At 68.0% G+C, this 20,243-nt stretch carries 17 protein-coding genes; 10 read left to right on the plus strand and 7 right to left on the minus strand.

Annotated elements, in window-relative coordinates:
- Positions 1-26: 26 nt before the first annotated feature.
- From K4043_RS02840 to K4043_RS02850, 3 genes are all read right to left on the minus strand, one after another.
- Positions 27-1,922, minus strand: coding sequence for a CocE/NonD family hydrolase (locus tag K4043_RS02840; RefSeq protein WP_265308127.1), 1,896 nt, complete (start codon positions 1,920-1,922; stop codon positions 27-29).
- Positions 1,923-2,020: 98 nt separating this feature from the next.
- A complete protein-coding gene (locus K4043_RS02845) occupies positions 2,021-2,416 on the minus strand; it encodes a hypothetical protein (RefSeq protein WP_265308128.1) in 396 nt (131 codons plus the stop codon).
- Positions 2,413-3,768, minus strand: a complete 1,356-nt coding sequence (locus tag K4043_RS02850) for an MFS transporter (RefSeq protein WP_265308129.1) — start codon at positions 3,766-3,768, stop codon at positions 2,413-2,415. The genes K4043_RS02845 and K4043_RS02850 overlap by 4 nt, the downstream gene beginning before the upstream one ends.
- A 106-nt stretch (positions 3,769-3,874) precedes the next feature.
- Here K4043_RS02850 and K4043_RS02855 point away from each other — a divergent pair, with 106 nt between their 5' ends.
- A complete protein-coding gene (locus tag K4043_RS02855; protein ID WP_265308130.1) occupies positions 3,875-4,771 on the plus strand; it encodes a LysR family transcriptional regulator in 897 nt (298 codons plus the stop codon).
- A 38-nt stretch (positions 4,772-4,809) separates the two neighbouring features.
- On the opposite strand, the gene K4043_RS02860 is transcribed toward K4043_RS02855, so the two are convergent.
- The gene (locus tag K4043_RS02860; RefSeq protein WP_123729483.1) at positions 4,810-7,629 is read right to left on the minus strand and encodes a glycoside hydrolase family 3 C-terminal domain-containing protein; all 2,820 of its coding nucleotides are present in this window, start codon (positions 7,627-7,629) and stop codon (positions 4,810-4,812) included.
- 267 nt (positions 7,630-7,896) lie between these two features.
- On the minus strand, positions 7,897-8,340 hold the full coding sequence (locus K4043_RS02865) for a helix-turn-helix domain-containing protein (RefSeq protein WP_265308131.1): 444 nt from the start codon (positions 8,338-8,340) through the stop codon (positions 7,897-7,899).
- Positions 8,341-8,415: 75 nt separating this feature from the next.
- Here K4043_RS02865 and K4043_RS02870 point away from each other — a divergent pair, with 75 nt between their 5' ends.
- The 6 genes from K4043_RS02870 to K4043_RS02895 all read left to right on the plus strand — a co-directional run bounded on the left by K4043_RS02870 (position 8,416) and on the right by K4043_RS02895 (position 16,091).
- Positions 8,416-9,753, plus strand: a complete 1,338-nt coding sequence (locus tag K4043_RS02870) for an MFS transporter (protein WP_265308132.1) — start codon at positions 8,416-8,418, stop codon at positions 9,751-9,753.
- Entirely contained in the window at positions 9,675-10,109 is a 435-nt protein-coding gene (locus tag K4043_RS02875; protein WP_070425312.1) for a glyoxalase, read from the plus strand. Before K4043_RS02870 ends, K4043_RS02875 begins: the two co-directional genes overlap by 79 nt.
- 223 nt (positions 10,110-10,332) lie before the next feature.
- Complete coding sequence (gene imuA, locus K4043_RS02880; RefSeq protein WP_123729486.1) at positions 10,333-10,950, plus strand: translesion DNA synthesis-associated protein ImuA; 618 nt, start codon at positions 10,333-10,335, stop codon at positions 10,948-10,950.
- A 9-nt stretch (positions 10,951-10,959) separates the two neighbouring features.
- Positions 10,960-12,375, plus strand: a complete 1,416-nt coding sequence (locus tag K4043_RS02885) for a DNA polymerase Y family protein (protein ID WP_265308133.1) — start codon at positions 10,960-10,962, stop codon at positions 12,373-12,375.
- On the plus strand, positions 12,372-15,473 hold the full coding sequence (locus tag K4043_RS02890) for an error-prone DNA polymerase (RefSeq protein WP_265308134.1): 3,102 nt from the start codon (positions 12,372-12,374) through the stop codon (positions 15,471-15,473). Before K4043_RS02885 ends, K4043_RS02890 begins: the two co-directional genes overlap by 4 nt.
- Before the next feature lie 111 nt (positions 15,474-15,584).
- Positions 15,585-16,091, plus strand: coding sequence for a hypothetical protein (locus tag K4043_RS02895; protein ID WP_123729489.1), 507 nt, complete (start codon positions 15,585-15,587; stop codon positions 16,089-16,091).
- Between the two features lie 2 nt (positions 16,092-16,093).
- On the opposite strand, the gene ptsJ is transcribed toward K4043_RS02895, so the two are convergent.
- Positions 16,094-17,386, minus strand: a complete 1,293-nt coding sequence (ptsJ, locus tag K4043_RS02900; RefSeq protein ID WP_265308135.1) for a transcriptional regulator PtsJ — start codon at positions 17,384-17,386, stop codon at positions 16,094-16,096.
- An 88-nt stretch (positions 17,387-17,474) separates the two neighbouring features.
- Here ptsJ and K4043_RS02905 point away from each other — a divergent pair, with 88 nt between their 5' ends.
- From K4043_RS02905 to K4043_RS02915, 3 genes are read left to right on the plus strand one after another with little or no spacing between them, the layout of a single operon-like run.
- Positions 17,475-18,257, plus strand: a complete 783-nt coding sequence (locus K4043_RS02905; protein WP_265308136.1) for a YggS family pyridoxal phosphate-dependent enzyme — start codon at positions 17,475-17,477, stop codon at positions 18,255-18,257.
- Positions 18,254-18,991, plus strand: coding sequence for a glutamine amidotransferase (locus tag K4043_RS02910; protein ID WP_265308137.1), 738 nt, complete (start codon positions 18,254-18,256; stop codon positions 18,989-18,991). Before K4043_RS02905 ends, K4043_RS02910 begins: the two co-directional genes overlap by 4 nt.
- Positions 18,988-19,224 carry a hypothetical protein gene (locus K4043_RS02915; RefSeq protein WP_123729491.1) on the plus strand — a complete coding sequence of 79 codons (237 nt, stop codon included), beginning with the start codon at positions 18,988-18,990 and terminating at the stop codon, positions 19,222-19,224. The genes K4043_RS02910 and K4043_RS02915 overlap by 4 nt, the downstream gene beginning before the upstream one ends.
- Positions 19,225-19,267: 43 nt before the next feature.
- Here K4043_RS02915 and K4043_RS02920 read toward each other — a convergent pair whose 3' ends face one another.
- A complete protein-coding gene (locus tag K4043_RS02920) occupies positions 19,268-20,170 on the minus strand; it encodes an AraC family transcriptional regulator (RefSeq protein ID WP_265308138.1) in 903 nt (300 codons plus the stop codon).
- Positions 20,171-20,243 lie beyond the last annotated feature (73 nt).

Below are 20,243 nucleotides of genomic sequence, written 5' to 3' on the forward strand. Positions count from 1 at the left end.
GCGTGGCACCGGGAACGCGCTTGCGCTCAGTACACCGGCAATGAAATGAAGCTGGCCTGCTGCGGCGCGTGCCAGATCTGCTGCGTCGCCTTCTGGTAATCGCCCGGCTTGGCAAGATAGATGTTCGGCACGAACGTCTGCGGATTGCGGTCATACAGCGGGAACAGGCTCGACTGCACCTGCACCATGACCCGATGGCCCGGCTGGAACACATGGTTCGCGGTCGGCAGACCGAATTTATAGTCCAGCACCTGGTTGCTTGCGATCGCCTTCGGGTCGCTGAAGCTCTCGCGGTACCGGCCACGGAAGATCGCCATCGAGACCGACAGCTCGTAACCGCCCATCTCCGGTGTCGACGGCGTCTGGTCGGGATACACATCGATCAGCTTCACCACCCAGTCGCTGTCGCTGCCGCTTGTGGCCGCCTGCAGATTGACCTGCGGCGCACCACCGATCCGCAGCGGTTCGGTCAAGGGCTCACTGACGAAGGTCAGCACGTCCGGCCGGCCATCCACGAAGCGCTGATCCTTCACCAACCAGCTCGTCCACATATCGCGGTCGGCGAACCGCACCGGGCGCGGCACGAACGGCACCGGCTTGGCCGGATCGGACACATACGCCTCAAAGGTCGCCTCACCGGCCTGCGGTGCCTCGAAGGACAGCTTGCCGCCCGCGCGCAGATACAACGGCTTGGACTGCGCCACGCTGCGCGGCCATTGCTGCAGTTTGTCCCAGTGGTTTTCACCGGTGTTGTAGATCAGCACCGGCGGCGTCTGCGCCGTGGGCGCGCCATCCACCAGGTACTGATCGAAGAACGGTTTGAGCACATCGCGGCGGAACTGCAGCGCGGTGTCGCCGTCGAACTTCAAGGCGCCCAGACTGCTGCCGTCATAGTTGACCTGGCTGTGCCGCCACGGCCCCATCACCAGATAGTTCAGCGTATTGCCGGTGTCGCGCGGCTCCATCGCCGCATAGCTGTGCACCGCGCCCCACATGTCTTCCTGGTCCCACAGGCCCTGCAGCCACATCGTGGGCACCTTCAGCTCGGTCCTGGCCATGCGCGCGTCCAGCGCCTGTTCCTGCCAGAACGCGTCGTAGCTGGGGTGCTCGATCAGCTTGTGCCACCACGGCAACTGATCCAGGCCATTGGCCTTGGCGTAGTCCCCGGCCGAGCCGGCGCGCAGGAAGGTGGTGTAGTCGTCGTAGCCCACGCTGGGAATGGACGGCCCTTTGCCGCGCTTGGCCAGCTGCCCGGTGAAGTAACCGAAATTGACCTGCCGGAACGCGCCGTAGTTGAGCCAATCATCCCCCATCCAGCCATCGATCATCGGGCTCTGCGGCGCAGCCACCTTCAATGCCGGGTGCGGGTTGGTCAGCGCCATCACCACGGTGAAGCCCTCATAGGACGAGCCCAGCATGCCGACCTTGCCATTGCTCTCGGGCACGTGCTTGACCAGCCAATCGATGGTGTCCCACGCGTCGGTTGCGTGGTCCACCTTCGTGGTGTTGAGCGGCCCACGCAGCGGCCGGGTCATCACGTAATCGCCCTCGGAGCCATACTTGCCGCGGATGTCCTGGAACACCCGGATGTACCCGCCATCGACGAACACCTCGTCGCCTTGCTGCAGGATGTCGCGCATGTTCGGCGAATCCATGCGTTTGGCGCGGTTGGCGGCATCGTACGGCGTGCGGGTCAGCAGGATCGGCGCGTGCCTGGCGCCCTTGGGCACCACGATCACCGTGTAGAGTTTCGTTCCGTCACGCATCGGCACCATCACCACGCGCTTGTCGTAGTTGTCCTGCGCCGTGGGCGTCACAAATCCTTTGGCGGGAATATCCGGGGTCATCGGCGAGGTCTGCGCCGACACACTGGCGGCCACCATCAGACTCAACAGCGCAACTGGCAATACACGCACACGCATGGGGCTCTCCCGGCAGTGATGGCAACTCCCGCAGCCTAGCGCCGCGCGGCCTGCGCCGGTAGATGCCGATCGGCGTGCTGTCGGGCTGTTTCGCGCATTCAGCCGCCAACCACCGTTTCGTGCAAAGCCTGCCAGCGCAGCGTGCCGTCCGGGCGGCTCACGAGAACCGCCAAGGCCTCACGTCGATTGCCGGTGCCATCCGCGCCGATCTGATCCTCGCGATAGCGCACCGCGCAGGCGGCTGGCGCGAGCGGCAGGTACTGCATCGCATCGACCGTGATCTGCAGCCCGGGCCGGCTGCCATGGGCGGAGGCGAAGAGGTCGGCGAGCGCGGGCTTGTCCAGGCGGATGCCACGGATCCCTACCATGCTGAAGTCCTCGCTGAAACGGGCGAGCAGTGTGCCCAGCGCAGCCACCGGCGAGCGGCCGGTGAACCAGTCTTCGATCAGCACATGCAGGTCATGGATTTCGGTGAAGGCAAGCGTGTCATTCATGGGGAGGCTCTCAAGGCAAGGGAAGACGCCGGCAGGCGCCATAGCAGAAGCATCGGCAGCAGGCTCATGGCCGTCGCCAGCATCAGGGTGAGCGGGAACGCGTGCGTTGGCAGCACGGAGGACAGCACCGCCAGCACACAGGCCAGCAGTGCGGCGGCCATGCAGAAACTGAGCTGGCGGTTGAGATTCCACAGCGCGCTGCCCGGCAGCAGCTCCGCGTCCGCCAGCCCCTGGAAGGCGAGCGTCTGCGCGCTGCTGCTGCACAGGCTCCCGCCCAGACCCATCAGCGCGAAGGCCACCGCGGGCAGCCAAAGCTGACCGGTCTGAACACCGATCAGCAGCACGATGCCGACGGCCTGGCACCCCATGCCGACGCTCAACAGCGGGCGTGCGCCGATCCGTGGCAGCCAGTGCCGTGTGATGGCGATCGCGCAGGCCGAGGCGATCGCCCACGGGAGCATGAAGCCACCGATGGCCGCGGCGCCGTAACCCTGCCGATGCAGCATCAGCGTCGCCACCAGTTGCGTGCCGATGAAGGTGCCCGGCACCAGTAGATAGACCAGCATCGCCAGCCGCAGCGAGGCATGTCGCAGCAGCGACCAGTGCAGGACCGGATGAGCCGTACGGCGCGCACTGCGCGCATAGAAGGCCAACACCAGCCCGGCGACCACCAACAACGCGGCGCCCAACATCCGCTGGCCCGCTTCGGCCACCAGGCTCAGCGCGACCAGCAACACGCTCAGGCCCACGGAGCCCAGCAACAGCCCGCGACGGTCCAGCGCCGGCACTGCCACCTGCGCCCCCGGACCCACCCACCACGCCGCCAGCACCAAGCCCACCACGGCCAACGGCACACTCACCAGCAACACGCCCCGCCATGAGCCCCACTCCACCAGCACGCCGCCCAGTGTGGGCGACAGCGCCGGCACCAGCAGCGCGACAGCCATGATGCGGGCGGTCAGTCGCGCACGATCGGCCGGCGGGCATTCGCGGTAGGCCATCGCCTGCCCCACCGGAATCAACAATCCGCCACCCAGCCCCTGCAGCAGGCGCCAGCCGATCAGCCACTCAATGCTCGGCGCGGTGCCTGCCAGCACAGCGGCCACGGTAAACAGGGCCAGCGAGAGGCACAGCACACGGCGCTCGCCAAGGCGCGCGGCCAGCCAGCTGCCCAGTGGAATCACCAGGGTCAGGCCGAGCATGTAGGCGTTGCCGATCCACGCCAGCTGCGGCACGGAGGCCTTCAGGTCGGCGGCGATGGCCGGATACGCGACGGTACCGATGAACATGTTCACCAGGTCCAGCGAGAATCCCAGCAGGTACAGCGTTTCCACCCTGGCCCGGTATGTCATGCGGTGCTCCGATTGCGAGGCGGCAGCATGCGCGTTGGCGGCGGCTGGATAAACGGGCAACCGGATGCAAGACTGTCAAACCATTTTTGACAGTCAGAGCGCCGCCATGGTCAGCCTGGACCGCTTCGAGACCTTCAAGGCGATTGTCGATGCCGGCAGCCTGACCGCTGCCGCGCAGCGCCTTGGCCAGAGCCGGGCCGTGGTGAGCTTCAACCTCAAACGGCTGGAGCAGGAACTGGGCGTGACCCTGCTGGTGCGCAATACCCGCAGCCTGGCACTGACCGAGGCCGGCGAACGCTTCTACCAGCACTGCACCGCCCTGTTGGCGACTGCCGAGCTGGCGATCGATGAGGCCCGCAGCGAACAGCTGCAGCTGCGTGGCACGCTGCGGCTGACCACCACGCCGGAGTACGCGATCGCCCGGGTCGTGCCGGTGCTGGAGTCGTTCCGTGCCCTGCATCCCGAGCTGCGCCTGCACCTGTCCACCTCACCGGCGCCGGCGGACCTGATTCCCGAGCGGTTCGATCTGGCGATCCGGTTGGGGCGGCTGCAGGACTCGCAGCTGCGCGCGACTCTGCTGGACGAACACGCGCTGTACGCGGTCGCCGCGCCGTCGTTGTTGTCCATGCTGCCGGATGATGCCGCGCGCGATGATCCGGACTGGGTCCGTACGCTGCCGCGATTGGGGTATCCGCGCCTGGCGGATCTGCCGCTGGTGGCGCCCGATGGCAGCGACCAGCTGTTTGCCTGCAACCCCGCCCATGCGGTGGTTACGGTCGATAACGCCTCCACCCTGCGTGCATTCGCGCTGGCCGGGGCCGGCGCGACCGTGTTGCCGCAGTGGTTGATCGATGACGATCTGGCGCAGGGCCGGCTGCTGCCGATCCTGCGCCGTCATCGTTTCCCGCGCCAGGGCGTCTATGCGGTGTTTCCCAACACTGCACAGCCCTCGCGCCGGGTCCGGCTGCTGCTGGCGCACCTGCGCGAGCATCTGCCGGGGTGACCGGAGGCACGACCCACGGTCGTGCCCTGCCCGTCAGCTCAGCGGACCACCTGCTCGGCCAGCTCCAGCGGCACGCGCTGCACCGGTGCATTGGCCGCGCGCGAGAGCTGCACTTCGTACTGCCCACCGGCGATCTTCCACTGCTTGGCAGCGGTATCGAAGCTGGCCAGCGTCTTCGGCTCGGCTTCGATGCGGATCCGGCGGCTTTCGCCCGGCTGCAGCGTCACCTTCTGGAAGCCGATCAGGCGGATCGGCGTGGTGCTGCCCTGCGGCAGCTGCAGGTACAGCTGCGGTACGTCCGCACCAGCGACCTTGCCGGTGTTGCGCACGTCCACGCTGGCGACCACACGCTGGCCTTCCACCACCACCTGCAGGTTGTCGTAGCCGAAGCTGGTGTAGGACAGGCCATGGCCGAACGCGTACTGCGGCGTCAGGCCCTTGGCGGCGAACCACTTGTAGCCGACGTTGGCGCCTTCGATGTCGTAATCGATGGTGTCATCCGGCTTGTTCTTCGGGTTGAAGCCCAGGCCATTGACGTGCGGGCGCGGCAGCTGGCTGACATCGGTCGGCCAGGTCACCGGCAGGCGACCGGACGGATTGACCTTGCCGGTCAGCAGCGCGGCGATGCCTTCACCGCCCCGGATGCCCGGGTACCAGGCCTGCAGGATGGCCGGCACCTGCTGCAGCCACGGCAGCTCGACCGGGCCATTGGTTTCCAGCACCACCACGGTCTTCGGGTTGGCCTTGGCCACCCCGGCGATCAGCTTGTCCTGGTTGTCCGGCAGCTGCATGTGCGGCAGATCGACCGATTCGGCCGACCACTGCGTGGCGAACACGATGGCCACATCGGCGGCAGCGGCAGCGCGCGCGGCGGCAGCCACATCGCGGCCATCCACGTAATCGATGCGAGCATCCGGACGCTCGGCGCGCAGCGCTTCCAGCGGCGAGGACGGGTGGAAGATCACCGGGCCCGGCCAGGTGGTCGGCATCACGCCCGGCACCGCATTGGTGCCCCGCGCGGTCCAACCCACCATCGACGAACCACCCCCACCGATCACGCCCTTGTCGGCATGGCCACCGATGATCACGATGCGCTGCACGTCCTTGCCCAGCGGCAGCAGATCATCGGCATTGCGCAGCAGCACGCTGCCTTCTTCAACGGTGCGCTGCGCGGCGTGGAAGCCGGCCTCATCATCGATCGGCTCATGCACCGGCGGCAGATCGAAGTTGCCGTGCGCGAACATGGTGCGCAGGATGCGACCGACCATGTCGTCCAGGCGCGCCTGCGGCACCACGCCACCGGCCACGGCCAGGCGCAGCGGCTCGTCGAAATAGACCGCCTTGTCGAACACCTCACCGGCCGACTGCTGGTCCAGACCGGCCAGCGCCGCCTTGGAGCCGCTGTGCACGCCGCCCCAATCGGACATCACGAAACCGGGGAACTTCCATTCCTGCTTGAGCACCTCGTTCATGAGGTAATCGTGTTCGCAGCCGTAGGTGCCGTTGATGCGGTTGTACGAGCACATCGCCGAACCGGGCTTGCCGATGTCCATGGCGATCTCGAAGGCCAGCAGGTCCGATTCACGCATCGCCTGCTCGCCGATCTCGGCGCTGTGGAAATTGCGCGAGGTCTCCATGTCGTTGAGCGCGAAGTGCTTCATCGTGGAGATGACGTGCTGGCTCTGCACGCCGCGGATCGACTCACCGACCAGCACACCGGCCAGCAGCGGATCTTCACCGGCATATTCGAAGTTGCGGCCGTTGCGCGGATCGCGCTGCAGGTTGACGCTGCCGGCCAGCAGGATGTTGAAGCGCTGCTGCCAGGCTTCGCGACCCATGGTGGCGCCGCCAGCAAAGGCGATATCCGGGTTCCAGCTGGAGGCCGTGGACGGGCCGGACGGCATCGCGGTGGCGTGGTCGCCCTTGCGGATGCCGCCCGGGTTGGTCACGCCAACACCGGCATCGGCCGACTGCTGCGAGGGAATGCCCAGGCGCGGCACGCCCGGCACGAAACCGGCCGAGCCGACCGCGCCTTCCGGCAGCGGACCGCCGTCTTTGCCCAGCCCGAAGTAGCTGTGCAGCATCTGGAACTTTTCGTCCACGGTCATCTGCGCGACCAGCGCCTTGGCACGGGCATCGGCGTTCAGGCCAGTGTCCATCCACGGCGTTTCGCCACCGACCGGCGCGGCATAGCCCAGGGTCAGCAGCGTGGCTGCGGTGGTGCCCTTCTTGCCGTCATGGGTGCGCAGCTTGATCGCCGCCGACGTGGCGGACTGGAAGCCATCGCTGAAGTAGCTTTCGTTGGCTTCCAGCGCGACGCGCGACGGATCAAAGCCCGCGGTGGTGGCCGCATCGGCGCTGACCGCGCCCAGCAGCACGGCCGGTGCACCCAGGCGCGAGCCGGTGACCAGCGGCGGCAGTGCTGCGGCATCGGCGGCGCTGGTGTACAGCGCGACCACGTGGCGGCCATCGTTGAGGCGCAGGTAATTCAGCGATGGCCGCTCGGTGCCCGACTCGGCCTCGATCGGCAGGCGGGTCAGCACGACGCTGCCGGTCTGCTGCGCAGCGGCCGGATCGGCGGTCACGAAACGATAGTGATAACCCAGCGCATCGGCCAGGCTCTGCAGCGGATCCACGCGGTCGGCGCGGCGCTCCACGTTGCGCACGGTCAGGGCATCGACCTGCAGCTGTTCCAACTGTGCGGCAACCACGGCCGCATCCAGATCACCCGGGGTCTGTTCCAGGGTGAGCACGGTGAACGCGTCGGTGGTGGCGACCGGGGCGGCAGCCCAGGCGGAAGCGCTCAGCGAGAGCGCGATGGCGGCCGTCAGGGCCAGGGGCTTTGAAATCGTTTTCATGAGCGGACGAAACACCTTTGCTTGCGCAATAAATCCAGGGAGTCTTGCCGCAGAAGGGTGCAGCGCCATGTCGGCGGGAACCACGCGCGGGCGCGCGGAACCGTTTACAACGCAAGGCGATGACGGCTACGTCCAGGCCCCTCCGCCCGTCGTGACAGCCGCACCACCCGGGAGGCCCTGACCAGCGCCTCACCCCCGAAGAGTGTCCGAGCCTGTTCATGCCTGTCAACAGGATGCTTACATTTGAGACGCCAGGGGCGTTCCCTTTTACGCCGAAACCGGCTTGATCACTGCTGTAGCGGCGGCCTCCACGACCTGCCCGCGTTGGTCACGCGGCTGCATCGGTGCCAGCGGCAACCCATCGCTGGCGGCCTGCAGTACCGAGCGCGGCTCGCCCGGCCCGAACAGGAATGCCTCGCCCCATTGGCGCAGCGCCACCACCAGCGGGAACAGCGCGCGGCCGCGCTCGGTGAGCACGTACTCCTGATAGCCCCGGCCCTCGCCCAAGGGCTGCTGGGCCAGCACGTCCGCCTCCAGCAAGGCCTGCAGGCGCTGGCTGAGCATGCTGCGCGACATCCCCAAGCGGCGTTGGAAGTCACTGAAACGGCGCGCCCCATCGAAGGCCTCACGCACGATCAGCAGCGACCAGCGGTCGCCGACCAGATCCAGCGCGCGCCCCACCGGGCAGGAGGTAGTGGCATCGGTTGTCATGAGCGGACTCCTTTCTAAGTTTCATTTTAGAACCAGATGACCCAGAATCAACTGGTTCTATTTTGAGACTAAATAATGGCGATCATCGCCCAACCCCCTACCTCCCGCCTCCCGTTCGCCCTGCTGCTGTTGTTTGCCTGCGCCGCGGGCCTGAACGTGGCCAATGTCTATTACGCCCAGCCCTTGCTGGACGCCCTGGCCGCCGATCTCCAGATCAGCACCGCCCGCATCGGCGCGGTGATCGCCGCGACTCAGCTGGGTTCGGTCGCCGCGCTGCTGTGGGTGGTCCCGCTCGGCGACCGCATGGACCGTCGCCGCCTGATGGCGATCCAGACCGGTGGCCTGGTGCTGGCCCTGCTGGCCGTCGCGCTGGCCGCCCAGGCGTGGAGTCTGCTGCTGAGCATGCTGGCGGTCGGCCTGCTCGGCACCGCGATGACCCAGGGGCTGATCGCCTATGCCGCCGCCGCTGCAGGCAAGCACGAGCGCGGCCGCGTGGTCGGCGCCGCACAGGCGGGCGTGGTGGTCGGGTTGTTGATGGCGCGCGTGGTGGCCGGTGCGGTAGCCGATCTGGGCGGATGGCGGGCGGTGTACCTGCTCTCTGCGGCGCTGATGGTGGTGACGGGCACCTTGCTGTGGGCACGCCTGCCACGGCTGCCGGTCTCGACGCCTCCCACCGCGCGAACCGGGTTGATAGCCTTGCTGCGGCAACAGCCGGTGCTGCGCCAGCGCGGCGTGCTGGGCCTGCTGCTGTTCACCGTGTTCGGCCTGTTCTGGAGCAGCATGAGCCTGCCGCTGGGCGCGCCGCCCTATGTCCTCAGCCACACCGCCATCGGCGCCTTCGCGCTGGTCGGCCTGCTCGGTGCGTTGGCGGCGGCACGCAGTGGGCACTGGAGTGACCGGGGCCATGCCGGGCGGATCACCACCGGTGCCCTGTGGCTGATGCTGCTGAGCTGGCTGCTGATCGCCGCGATGTCCCGCCACCTGGGCTGGCTGGTGCTCGGCGTGTTGCTGCTGGATCTGGCGGTGCAGGCGCTGCATGTGACCAACCAGAGCCGGATTCTGGCCGCAGCCGCGCACGCACAGGCCCAGGTGATCGCCGCCTACATGCTGTTCTACGCTGCCGGCAGCGGGCTGGGTGCGCTGGCCGGCAGTGCGTTGCATGCCGCGTTCGGCTGGCCCGGGGTCTGCATGGCGGGTGCCGGTGTGTCGCTGCTCGCGCTGGTGGTGTGGTGGGCGATGACGGGTTATCACACCATCACCGGTGGTCATGAGTCCCTCCCGGTTCCCGCCGGATCGCGGCTCGATAATGAGCGATCACGTCCCGGAGCCGCCGCATGCCCCCACACCGCCACTTCGATCAACTCTGGCGCGACCGCAACGATACCTCCCGGCAACGCAGCCCGCGGGTGCTGATCCGGGTGTTCGTCGGCCCGGGCGAACTGGAAGCACGCGTGGCGTTCTACGAGCAGTTGCAGGGCGTGGTCGCCGATGCGGGCTTTCCGTTCCCCGAGGCCGGCCTGCGCCTGGCGATGGTCGGGGCATTCCTGCTGATCGAAGGCGCGCCGGACAAGCTGGCCCCGTTCACCTCCACCACCGGCACGCTGCTGGTGGATGACGTGCAGCCCTATTACGACCGGCTGGTGGCGGCGGGGGCGCAGATCATCTTTCCACTGCAGGTCGTGCCCACTGGCGCGGCCTTCAACGCCGTGCATCCGGACGGCACCGTGGTCGAGTACGTGCATCACCGGCCCGATCCGCAGGGGCGCTGAGTCCCCCGCCCCGCAGAGATCCACGCCCTGCGTGGCGGCGCTGCTGAAGCATTCAGCACCCTCAACCGGTTCGGAATCCGGCTGCCGAATTCGTTAGCATTTTTACTAATTGCGGGTAGGATTGTCGGTCTCAGCCTTTGACACGCGTGCTGCCGATACTCGCCGCCATGCCCTTGATTCCTGCCCGTTTCCGTCTGTTCCAGCCCTGCCGGGTGGCCCGCTGATGGGCGCCGTGCTGGCCCTGGACCGGCTGCTGGAAACCCGCCGGGTCTGGCGGGGGCAACCGCGTGCGGCCTTCCCGGAGGTGGCGCCCCACCCGACCGGGCACCCCGCGCTGGATGCCCGCCTGCCCGGCGGCGGCTGGCCGCCCTCGGCGCTGTCGGAGGTGCTGCTGGCCTCGCCCGGGGTCGGTGAGCTGGCCCTGGTCTGGCCGACCCTGGCGCGGCTGAGCCAGCAACAGCAGACCGTGGTGCTGATTGCCCCGCCGCACCTGCCGCATGCCCCGGCCTGGGCCCGCGCGGGACTGGCACTGAGCCAGGTGCAGGTGGTCCAGGCCAGCCCGCGCGATGCGTTGTGGGCCGCCGAACAATGCCTCCGCTCGGCCGCGTGCGCGGCGGTGCTGTGCTGGCCGCAGCAGGCCGATGACCGGGCGCTGCGCCGGCTGCAGGTGGCCGCCGAAACCGGCCAGTGCCTGGGCTTTTCCTTCCGCGATGCCCGGCACGCGCGCAATCCCTCCCCGGCCGCGCTGCGCCTGCAGCTCGACGATGGCCAGGTGCGTGTCCTCAAATGCCGTGGCGGGCTGGCACCGGCCCAGCCGCTGCCGCTGGCCGTGGCCCATTGAGCCGCCGCCATGGACTGGGCCTGCCTGCTGCTGCCGCACTTGGCGCTGGATGCTGCCCTGCGCCAGCAACCGGGCCCGGCCGCGCCGCTGGTGCTGGTCACCGGCCCGGCGCAGCGGCGCGTGCTGCATGCGGTCAGCCCCTCTGCGCGGCAGCGGGGGCTGCGCCGCGGCATGCTGCTTTCGGCCGCGCAGGTGCTCACCCGCGACATGCTCACCGTGGAGTACGACCCGCGCGCCGAACAGGCCACCCGGCAGCTGTTGGCCAGTTGGTTGTACGGCATCAGCTCGCAGGTCAGCCTGGATTTCCCGCACGCGCTGGCGTTGGAGATCCGCGCCAGTCGCGCGCTGTTTGGTGATTGGCCGAAGGTCGAGCAGCGGCTCACCCGTGGCCTGACCGAACTGGGTTTCCGGCATCGGCTGGTGGCCGCACCCAATCCGCATGCCGCCAGCGTGCTGGCCCGCGTGCATGGCCGGCTCGGCGTGGATGCACATCAGTTGGATGCCGCGCTGGCACAGGTGCCGATCGAACGCAGCGGGTTGCCGGTCGAAGCGGTTACGGTGCTGGCGCGCTCGGGCCTGCGAACGCTGGGCGCCGCCTTCGGTCTGCCGCGCGAGAGCCTGGCCCGGCGCTTCCCACCGCAGGTCCTGGCGCATCTGGATGCGCTGCGTGGGATCAGCACGCCGCCACTGCGCTACTTCCAGCCGCCGGACCGTTTCGATGCGCGCATCGAGTTCGAGTACGAGGTCGAGTCCACCCAGGCCATGCTGTTTCCGTTGCGGCGTCTGACGGCCGATCTGGCCGCATTCCTGTGCTCACGCGATGGCGGCGTGCTGCAGTTCGATCTGTGGTTCGAACACGAACACCATCCCGATACGCGGCTCTCGATCGGCCTGCTCGCGCCCGAGCGCGAACCGGCGATGCTGTTCGAGCTGGCCCGCAACCGCGTGGATCATCTGCAGTTGCCGGCCGGCAGCCGCGGCCTGCGCCTCCAAGCCGAGCAACTGCCGCCGTTCGTCCCAGCCGCACGCGATCTGTTCGACCCGCGCCCGCAGCAGGCAATGCCCTGGGAACAGCTGCGCGAGCGTCTTCGCGCCCGGCTCGGCGATGACGCCGTGCAGGGGCTGGGACTGCGCGCCGACCATCGGCCCGAACGCGCGACCGGTGACACCCAGGGCGTGCCCAAGGCCCCGCCCCCGGCACTGCCTATGCGCCCGGGCTGGCTGCTGGCCAAGCCGCAGGCATTGCAGGATCCGCACCTGCGCATCCTGTCCGGGCCGGAGCGGATCGAGTCGGGTTGGTGGGATGCCGACGACATCCGCCGCGATTATTACGTGGTCGAAACCACGCAAGGCCAGCGCGGCTGGGCCTACACCGCCGCCGATGCACGCAGCGGACCGTTCATGCTGCACGGCTGGTTCGCATGAGCGCACCGCTGCCCGGATACGCCGAGCTGCATTGCCTGTCGGCCTTCAGTTTCCAGCGCGGCGCGTCCATCGCCGAAGAGTTGTTCGCGCGCGCCAAGGGCCAGGGCTACCATGCGCTGGCGATCACCGATGAGTGCTCGCTGGCCGGCATCGTGCGCGCCTGGCAGGCCGCGAAGAAGCACGCACTGCCCCTGATCACCGGTGCCGAATTCCAGCTGGAGGACGGCCCGAAACTGGTGCTGCTGTGCACCGACCAGGGCAGCTACGCCGCGTTGTGCCAGCTGATCACCACCTGCCGCCGGCGTGCGCCCAAGGGCGAGTACCGCTGCCTGCGCAGCGACATCGCACAGCTGCACGCCGGCCTGCTGTGCCTGTGGGCAGACCCTACCCCGGGCATCGAGGATGCGCAGTGGCTGCAGGCCTGCTTTCCGCAGCGGCTGTGGCTGGCAGTCGAGTTGCACCGCGAGGCCGATGATCGCGCGCGCCTGCAGCGCCTGCGTCGTTTCGGCCGCGACCAGGGCATTCCACTGGTGGCCAGCGGCGATGTGCACATGCACGTGCGCCGCCGCCGCGCGCTGCAGGACACCCTCACCGCGATCCGCCACCACTGCACGCTCGGCGAAGCCGGCTGGCGGTTGTTTCCCAACGGCGAGCGCCACCTGCGCACCCGTCAGGCCCTGGCCACGCTGTATCCGCCCGAGCTGCTGGCCGAAACCGTGCGCATCGCCGAGCGCTGCCACTTCGATCTCAAACAACTGAAGTACACCTACCCGCGCGAGCTGGTGCCGGCCGGTCACGACCCGGCCAGCTGGCTGCGGGTGCTGGTGGAAGAAGGCATGCAATGGCGTTGGCCAGCGGGCGAGACGCCCCAGCAGCGCCACCAGATCGAACACGAACTGGCACTGATCCACACCAAGCAGTACGAGTCGTACTTCCTGACCGTGCACGACATCGTGCGCTTCGCGCGCGGCCAACAGATCCTGTGCCAGGGCCGCGGCTCGGCCGCCAATTCCTCGGTGTGTTACGTGCTGGGCGTGACCGAGATCGACCCCAGCGAAATGGCGCTGCTGTTCGAGCGCTTCATCTCCGCCGAACGCGATGAGCCGCCGGATATCGACATCGACTTCGAACACGAACGCCGCGAGGAAGTGCTGCAGTACGTGTTCAACCGCTACGGCCGCGAGCGCGCCGCCTTGACCGCCGTGGCGATCAGCTACCGTGGCCGCAGCGCGGTGCGCGATGTGGCGCGTGTACTGGGCCTGCCGCCGGACCAGGTCAACGAACTGGCTGCCTGCCTGGACCGCTGGAGCAGCCACGAGCCACTGCCCGAGGCCCTGCGCGAGCGCGGCTTCGATCCGGAGACCCCGCTGATGCGGCGCGTGGTCGCCCTGACCGCCGAACTGGTCGACTTCCCGCGCCACCTGTCCCAGCACCCGGGTGGTTTCGTGATCTCCGAACACCCCCTGTCCACAATGGTGCCGGTGGAGAACGCGGCCATGGACAACCGCACCGTGATCCAGTGGGACAAGGATGATCTGGATGTCACCGGCCTGATGAAGGTCGACTGCCTGGCGCTGGGCATGCTCACCGCGGTACGCAAATGCCTGGCCATGCTGGAGGCGCATGGCGGACCGGCGATGACCATGGCGAAGATTCCGCAGGACGATGGGCCCACCTACGACATGATCTGCCGCGCCGACACCCTGGGCGTGTTCCAGATCGAGTCGCGCGCGCAGATGGCGATGCTGCCGCGCATGCAACCGCGCTGCTTCTACGATCTGGTGATCGAAGTGGCGATCGTGCGCCCTGGCCCGATCCAGGGCGACATGGTCCATCCGTATCTGAACCGACGGAAGAAGCTCAAGGAAGAAGGCATCGAAGAGGTCGACTACCCGCCCGAGCTGGAGAAGGTCTTCAAGCGTACCTTGGGCGTGCCACTGTTCCAGGAACAGGTGATGCAGCTGGCGGTCGCCGCCGCCGGTTTCAGCCCCGGGCAGGCCGACGCACTGCGCCGCTCGATGGCCGCCTGGAAGCGCCACGGCGGACTGGAGCCGCACCGCGACAAGCTGCTCGCCGGCATGGCCGCCAACAATTACAGCCGCGAATACGGCGAGCGCCTGTTCGAGCAGATCAAAGGCTTCGGCAGTTATGGCTTCCCGGAAAGCCATGCGGCCAGCTTCGCGCTGATCACCTATGTCAGCTGCTGGCTCAAGTGCCATCACCACTCTGCATTCGCCGCCAGCCTGATCAACAGCCAGCCGCTGGGGTTCTATACCCCGGACCAGATCCTGCAGGACGCGCGCCGCCATGGCGTGCCGGTGCTGCCGGTGGACGTACGCTACAGCGACTGGGACTGCACGCTGGTGCCGCCCACCTCGTCGGGACGGCCGTTCGGCATCCGGCTGGGGCTGCGCATGGTCGATGGCTTCAGCGAGGCGGTCGCCACCGGCGTGGTGCAGGCACGCCACCGTTCGCCCTTTGAGAGCGTGGCCGATCTGAGCCAGCGCGCACAGCTGGACCGTCGCCACCAGGGCCTGCTGGCCGATGCCGGTGCACTCAAGGGATTGAGCGGCCATCGCCATCGTGCGCGCTGGGAGGTTTCCGGCGTGGAAAAGCCGCTGCCGCTGTTCGAGGCTGCACGCGCCACCGCCGAAGCCGCCGTCCCGCTGCCGCTGCCCAGCGCGTTCGAGGACATGCAGGCCGACTACAACACCACCGGCACCACGCTGGGCCGGCACATGGTTTCCTTCATCCGCAGCCAGCTGCGCCAGCGCCGCTGCCACCGCTCCGACGAACTGGCCGCCCTGCCACACGGGCGCAGCGTGCGCTTTGCCGGGCTGGTGCGCATGCGCCAGCGCCCACAGACCGCCAGCGGGGTCACCTTCCTCACCCTGGAAGACGAATGCGGCATGGTCAATGCGGTGGTCTGGCGCAAGATCGCCGACCGCCAGCATCGCGTGCTGGTTGAAGCGCAACTGATGCAGATCGACGGCCGGCTCGAACGCGTGGACGGCGTGCAGCACCTGATCGTCCGCCAGATGCACAACATCGACACCCTGATCGACGGTGTGCGCACCCACAGCCGCGATTTCCGCTGAGCCATCCCGTGACCGACTTCACGCTCTGAATGCAATTCCAGACTTTTCCGACTGGTGTCGTGAACGGCCTATCCGGTATCGTCGCAGCCTTCCAAGGATCCGGAGAACTGCATGTCGCGCGCGTTGACTGTCACCACGCTGGTCATTTCCAGCCTCGCTCTGGCTGTCTCCGGCTGGACCGCGCTGCAACTGCATCAGAGCCAGTCCGATGAGCGCGTCATCACCGCACGCGGCCTGGTGATCCGCGATGCCACTGGCCAGGCACGGGTGATCCTCGGCGCCCCCGTCCCCGATCCGCTCACCCAGGACGCCGGCCAAGGTCCGCGCGCCTCACCGTTGTCCGGCATGGTCCTGCTGGGCGCGGATGGCGCCGAGCGTGGCGGCTTCGGCACCGCCGATCTCGGCGATGAGGCGATCCTCACCCTGGACGATGCCACCGGCACCACCGAGGTGTTCAAGGTGACCGCCAATCCGGACCGTGGCGCGACCCTGGTGATCAAGCACCAGAACAGCACCGGTGCGATGCTGACCTCCTGGCAGGGCAAGCCGGAACTGATCTTCGTCAATGACAACGGACAGTCGCACTACGTCAGCCCGAACGCCGCCGCCGCCCCCTGAGCTCAGCCGGCCATCGCCTCGCCCAGATCCTTGGCGAAGCGTCGTGCCTCCGTGGCAGTGAGCGTTGCAGTGGTGATACGCAGCCCGTGCACGGGCATATTCACCGAGAACACCTCGCCGGCCCGCACCTGCCAGCCACGCTGGGCCAGGGCCATCACCAGCGGTTGGCTGTCCTGCTTCAACGGCAACCACAGATTCAACCCATCCATCGCCGCAGGCACCGCGACGCCTTCATCCTGCAACGCCTGGCGAAGCAGTTCCCGCCGCGCTTGGTAATCGTCCCCGGCCCGCTTCATCCGCGTAGCGACCCGCGGCGACCCCAGCGCCGCCGCCGCCGCGTCCTGCAACAGATGGCTCACCCAGCCAGTACCCGGCGCCATCCGCAGGCGCAGCCGTGCCGCCGTCTCGGCATCGCACCCGATCAGGGCCAGGCGCAGGTCCGGCCCCAGTGACTTGGACAGCGAGCGCACCAGTGCCCAGCGGCGGGTCGTTGGCGGAATCACGGCGTGATACGGCTGCCGGGACAACCATGCGAAATGGTCATCGACCAGCACCAGCACCTGTGGGTACCGTTCCAGCACCTGCCGCAGCGCGCGCGCACGGCGCCGGCTGAGGCTGGCGCCGGTCGGGTTGTGCGCCCGCGGGGTCAGCAGCACTGCCCGCGCGCCCGTCGCCAGGGCCTGCTCAAGTGCCTCGGCCTGCATGCCCTCTTCGTCGATTGCCACGGCCAGCGCGTCGTAACCGGCGGCACGCAAGGTATTGAGGCTGCCGAGGAAGCACGGATTCTCCACCGCCACTGGATCGTCAGCCACCAGCCAGCACGCCAGCACCCGCTCGATCGCGTCAACCGCCCCATGTGCCAGTTCCAGCGCATATCCGGACGGACAATCACCGGCCAACTGTTGATGCGCGAGCGCGGCCAGGACCGGATCGATCGTCGGTGTGCCATACAGACGCGGCGACCGCGCCGGCAACAGCGCGCGCAGATCCGGCAGGCAGCGCGGATCAGGATTGCCACTGGCCAGATCGTGCAGCGCCGAGCCCGGCTGCGTGCCTTCCTGCGCGCCTTGGCTGGGCCGTGCGCTGACTACCGTGCCACGCCGGCCCTGGGTCTGGGCCAGCCCTGCGGCATCCAGTCGTTTGTACGCGGACGCGACCGTGTTGCGGTTGATTCCCAGCGCGAGCGCGAGGTCACGGACCGGTGGCAGCAGCTGCCCGGGTGCCAACGCACCACTGAGCACCTGCTGACGAATGCTCTCGAACACCGCACTGGCGGTCTGGCCGATGATTTTCATTTTGTCCTATGCCAATATATCCATCGTCACGGGACAGTGTTGCATGTGCGCCGCCGCCGTGCAGCCGTCCCCGCCTCCGGAGCTGTCCATGCCCATTGCTGCCCCCACCTGGCCACAGGCCACCACCGTCGACGAGATCCGTCACAACCTCGAGGCGGTACGCGAGCGCATCGCCCGCGCCTGCGCGCTTGCCGGCCGCGACCCGGCCAGCGTGCGACTGCTGCCGGTCAGCAAGACCGTTGACGAAGCCCGGCTGCGCCTGGCCTGGGACGCCGGTTGCCACGAACTGGGTGAGAACAAAGTTCAGGAAGCCCAGCGCAAAGCGGCTGCCTTGGCCGACCTGCCCGGCCTGCGCTGGTCGGTGATCGGCCATCTGCAGACCAACAAGGCACGCGACGTCGCGCGCTTCGCCAGCGAGTTCCAGGCACTGGACAGCCTGCGCGTGGCGCAGGCACTGGATCAGCGTCTTGAACTGGAGCAGCGCACGCTGGATGTGTTCGTGCAGGTCAACACTTCCGGCGAAGACAGCAAGTACGGCCTGGACCCGATCGAGGTCGCCGACTTCGTGCAGCAGCTGCCCGCCTTCTCCAACCTGCGTGTACGCGGTTTGATGACCCTGGCGCTGTTCTCATCCGACCCGGAACAGGTACGCCCCTGCTTTGCGCGTCTGCGCGAGCTACGCGAACGGCTGCGCCCCACGCTGCCGCCGGGCATCCGCCTTGACGACCTTTCGATGGGCATGTCCGGTGACCTGGAGATTGCCATCGAGGAAGGCGCAACCGTCGTGCGCGTGGGCCAGGCCATCTTCGGCGCGCGCTCGACGCCGGACAGTTTCTATTGGCCAGCGCCTGCGACGGAGGGCGCGCCATGATGCCTGCTGCACGTCGCCACGCCGTGGCCATCCATCACGTCGCCTTCGAAGACAGTGGGACCCTGGCACCCTTGCTTGCCGAGCGCGGCTGGGCGCTGCAGCGCCTCCAGGCGGGCATCGATCCACTGGAGGCTGCCGAACATGCCGACCTGCTGATCGTGCTGGGTGGCCCCATCAGCGCCAATGACCACGACAAATACCCGCACCTGGTTCGCTTGCAGTCGATGCTGCAGGATCGACTGTTGGCGCATCGTCCGACCGTGGGCATCTGCTTGGGCGCACAGCTGATCGCCCGCGCAATGGGTGCCACGGTGACGCCGATGGGCGGCAAGGAGATCGGCTTCGCACCGCTGTCGCTGACCGATGCCGGACTGGCGTCGCCGTTGCGCGCGCTGGTTGGAATCCCTGTCCTGCATTGGCATGGCGAGGGCTTCAGCCTGCCGGCCGGAGCAACGCGATTGGCGGCGACCGCCGCCTGCGCCCAGCAGGCCTTTGCCGTCGGCCGCCATACGCTCGCGCTGCAATGCCACCCCGAAGTGGACGCCACCCGCCTGGAAACCTGGCTGATCGGCCACGCCGACGAACTGGATCATGCAGGCATCGACCCACGCACCCTGCGCGAGCAGGCCCAGCGCTACGCCGCGCCGCTGGCGGCAGCCGCCCGCGATCTGTTCGGCAGCTGGCTGGATGCGTTGCCTGTTCGCACTGCCGACACTGAGAAGGCCCACGCATGAGCAGCTATCGTCTGATCGTTCATTGCCACGACCAACGCTGGGGGCAGTTCGACAGCGACGGTCCGCAGGCGCGTGAGCATCTTCTCGCCTTGGCCGCCCGGCTGCCCGGCGCCGAAGGGTTCCAGCTGCAGTGGCAGCAGGCCGTCGGCGAGCAGCGGTTGCTCCACAGCGGTCCAGATGGATTGAAGGTACTGAGCAGCCAAGCGCTCTATCGGGACATGCCCGCGCCCTGAGCCTGCAGAAAGAAGATGGACGAGCCGCCGAAAGGCGGCGTGTTCAGTTGCGTACGCGCGATGCCCTGCTTTCCAGCCGCAGGCGGCTGGCATCCGTTGCCGGCGGCGCACCGAACAGTCGCGAATAATCCCGGCTGAACTGCGAGGGACTGTCATAGCCCACCGCATAGCCGGCATTGGCCGCCTCCATCCCGTCGCCCACCATCAGGCGCCTTGCTTCCTGCATGCGTAATTGCGTCCTGAAATCCAGCGGACTCATCGCCGTGACGGCCCGAAAATGCTGGTGGAAGGTGGATCGGCTCATGCCCGCCACACGTGCCAGCTCTTCTACCCGGCAGGCGCCCGTGAAGTTCGCCCGGATCCATACAATCGCCCGGGCAATCTGCCCCTGCCGGCCGTCGGCCCGTGTCATCGCCTGCAGCACGCCACCATTCGGGCCGGTCAGCAGCCGGTACAGGATTTCCCGGACGATCAGGTCGCCCAGGGCCCGTGCGTCGTCCGGCGCATCCAGCAAGGCGACCAACCGGGCACACGCGTCCAGCAGCCCAGGCGTCATTGCAGTGAGGGTCAGACCCGCGGCGACCGCGCGCTCGCCCGCCGGTCGAGGGTGTTGCAGCGCAAGCTCACTCAGCAGTGCCGGATCCAGATCGAGTTGAAGGCTCAGATAAGGGTGCGCCGGCGTCGCCTCGATCACGGCGCCCATCACCGGCAGACCCACCGAGGCCATCAGGTAACTGGTGGGATCGTAGTGAAGCACGCTGGCGCCCAGCGTCGCGCGCTTGCGGCCCTGTGCCACGAAGCAGACGGTCGGCTCATAGATGACCGGCATCGGCATCGTCGGCGTGGCGCAGCGGATCAATCTCACCCCGGGCAGCACGGAGGCGAAGGTGCCATCCCTCGGCGCGTGCCGGGCGATGGCGTCACGGAACTGCGCCAATGAGGTCATGCCAAGGATCTCCGATCATGCGCTGGGCGACCCCATCATCCGTCGCATCCGGACGATCGTGCAAGCATTCCGG

The organism is Stenotrophomonas sp. SRS1, from assembly GCF_026130205.1.
GTDB lineage: Bacteria > Pseudomonadota > Gammaproteobacteria > Xanthomonadales > Xanthomonadaceae > Stenotrophomonas > Stenotrophomonas rhizophila_B.

What these genes read in the sequence shown, in the direction of transcription:
- K4043_RS02875 (WP_070425312.1), top strand. Translation starts at nt 9,675, where the DNA reads ATGCCCCCACACCGCCACTTCGATCAACTCTGGCGCGACCGCAACGAT.
- K4043_RS02855 (WP_265308130.1), top strand. Translation starts at nt 3,875, where the DNA reads ATGGTCAGCCTGGACCGCTTCGAGACCTTCAAGGCGATTGTCGATGCC.
- K4043_RS02895 (WP_123729489.1), top strand. Translation starts at nt 15,585, where the DNA reads ATGTCGCGCGCGTTGACTGTCACCACGCTGGTCATTTCCAGCCTCGCT.
- K4043_RS02885 (WP_265308133.1), top strand. Translation starts at nt 10,960, where the DNA reads ATGGACTGGGCCTGCCTGCTGCTGCCGCACTTGGCGCTGGATGCTGCC.
- imuA (WP_123729486.1), top strand. Translation starts at nt 10,333, where the DNA reads ATGGGCGCCGTGCTGGCCCTGGACCGGCTGCTGGAAACCCGCCGGGTC.
- K4043_RS02845 (WP_265308128.1), bottom strand. Translation starts at nt 2,416, where the DNA reads ATGAATGACACGCTTGCCTTCACCGAAATCCATGACCTGCATGTGCTG.
- K4043_RS02860 (WP_123729483.1), bottom strand. Translation starts at nt 7,629, where the DNA reads ATGAAAACGATTTCAAAGCCCCTGGCCCTGACGGCCGCCATCGCGCTC.
- K4043_RS02915 (WP_123729491.1), top strand. Translation starts at nt 18,988, where the DNA reads ATGAGCAGCTATCGTCTGATCGTTCATTGCCACGACCAACGCTGGGGG.
- K4043_RS02920 (WP_265308138.1), bottom strand. Translation starts at nt 20,170, where the DNA reads ATGACCTCATTGGCGCAGTTCCGTGACGCCATCGCCCGGCACGCGCCG.
- K4043_RS02840 (WP_265308127.1), bottom strand. Translation starts at nt 1,922, where the DNA reads ATGCGTGTGCGTGTATTGCCAGTTGCGCTGTTGAGTCTGATGGTGGCC.
- K4043_RS02865 (WP_265308131.1), bottom strand. Translation starts at nt 8,340, where the DNA reads ATGACAACCGATGCCACTACCTCCTGCCCGGTGGGGCGCGCGCTGGAT.
- K4043_RS02910 (WP_265308137.1), top strand. Translation starts at nt 18,254, where the DNA reads ATGATGCCTGCTGCACGTCGCCACGCCGTGGCCATCCATCACGTCGCC.
- K4043_RS02905 (WP_265308136.1), top strand. Translation starts at nt 17,475, where the DNA reads ATGCCCATTGCTGCCCCCACCTGGCCACAGGCCACCACCGTCGACGAG.
- ptsJ (WP_265308135.1), bottom strand. Translation starts at nt 17,386, where the DNA reads ATGAAAATCATCGGCCAGACCGCCAGTGCGGTGTTCGAGAGCATTCGT.
- K4043_RS02890 (WP_265308134.1), top strand. Translation starts at nt 12,372, where the DNA reads ATGAGCGCACCGCTGCCCGGATACGCCGAGCTGCATTGCCTGTCGGCC.
- K4043_RS02850 (WP_265308129.1), bottom strand. Translation starts at nt 3,768, where the DNA reads ATGACATACCGGGCCAGGGTGGAAACGCTGTACCTGCTGGGATTCTCG.
- K4043_RS02870 (WP_265308132.1), top strand. Translation starts at nt 8,416, where the DNA reads ATGGCGATCATCGCCCAACCCCCTACCTCCCGCCTCCCGTTCGCCCTG.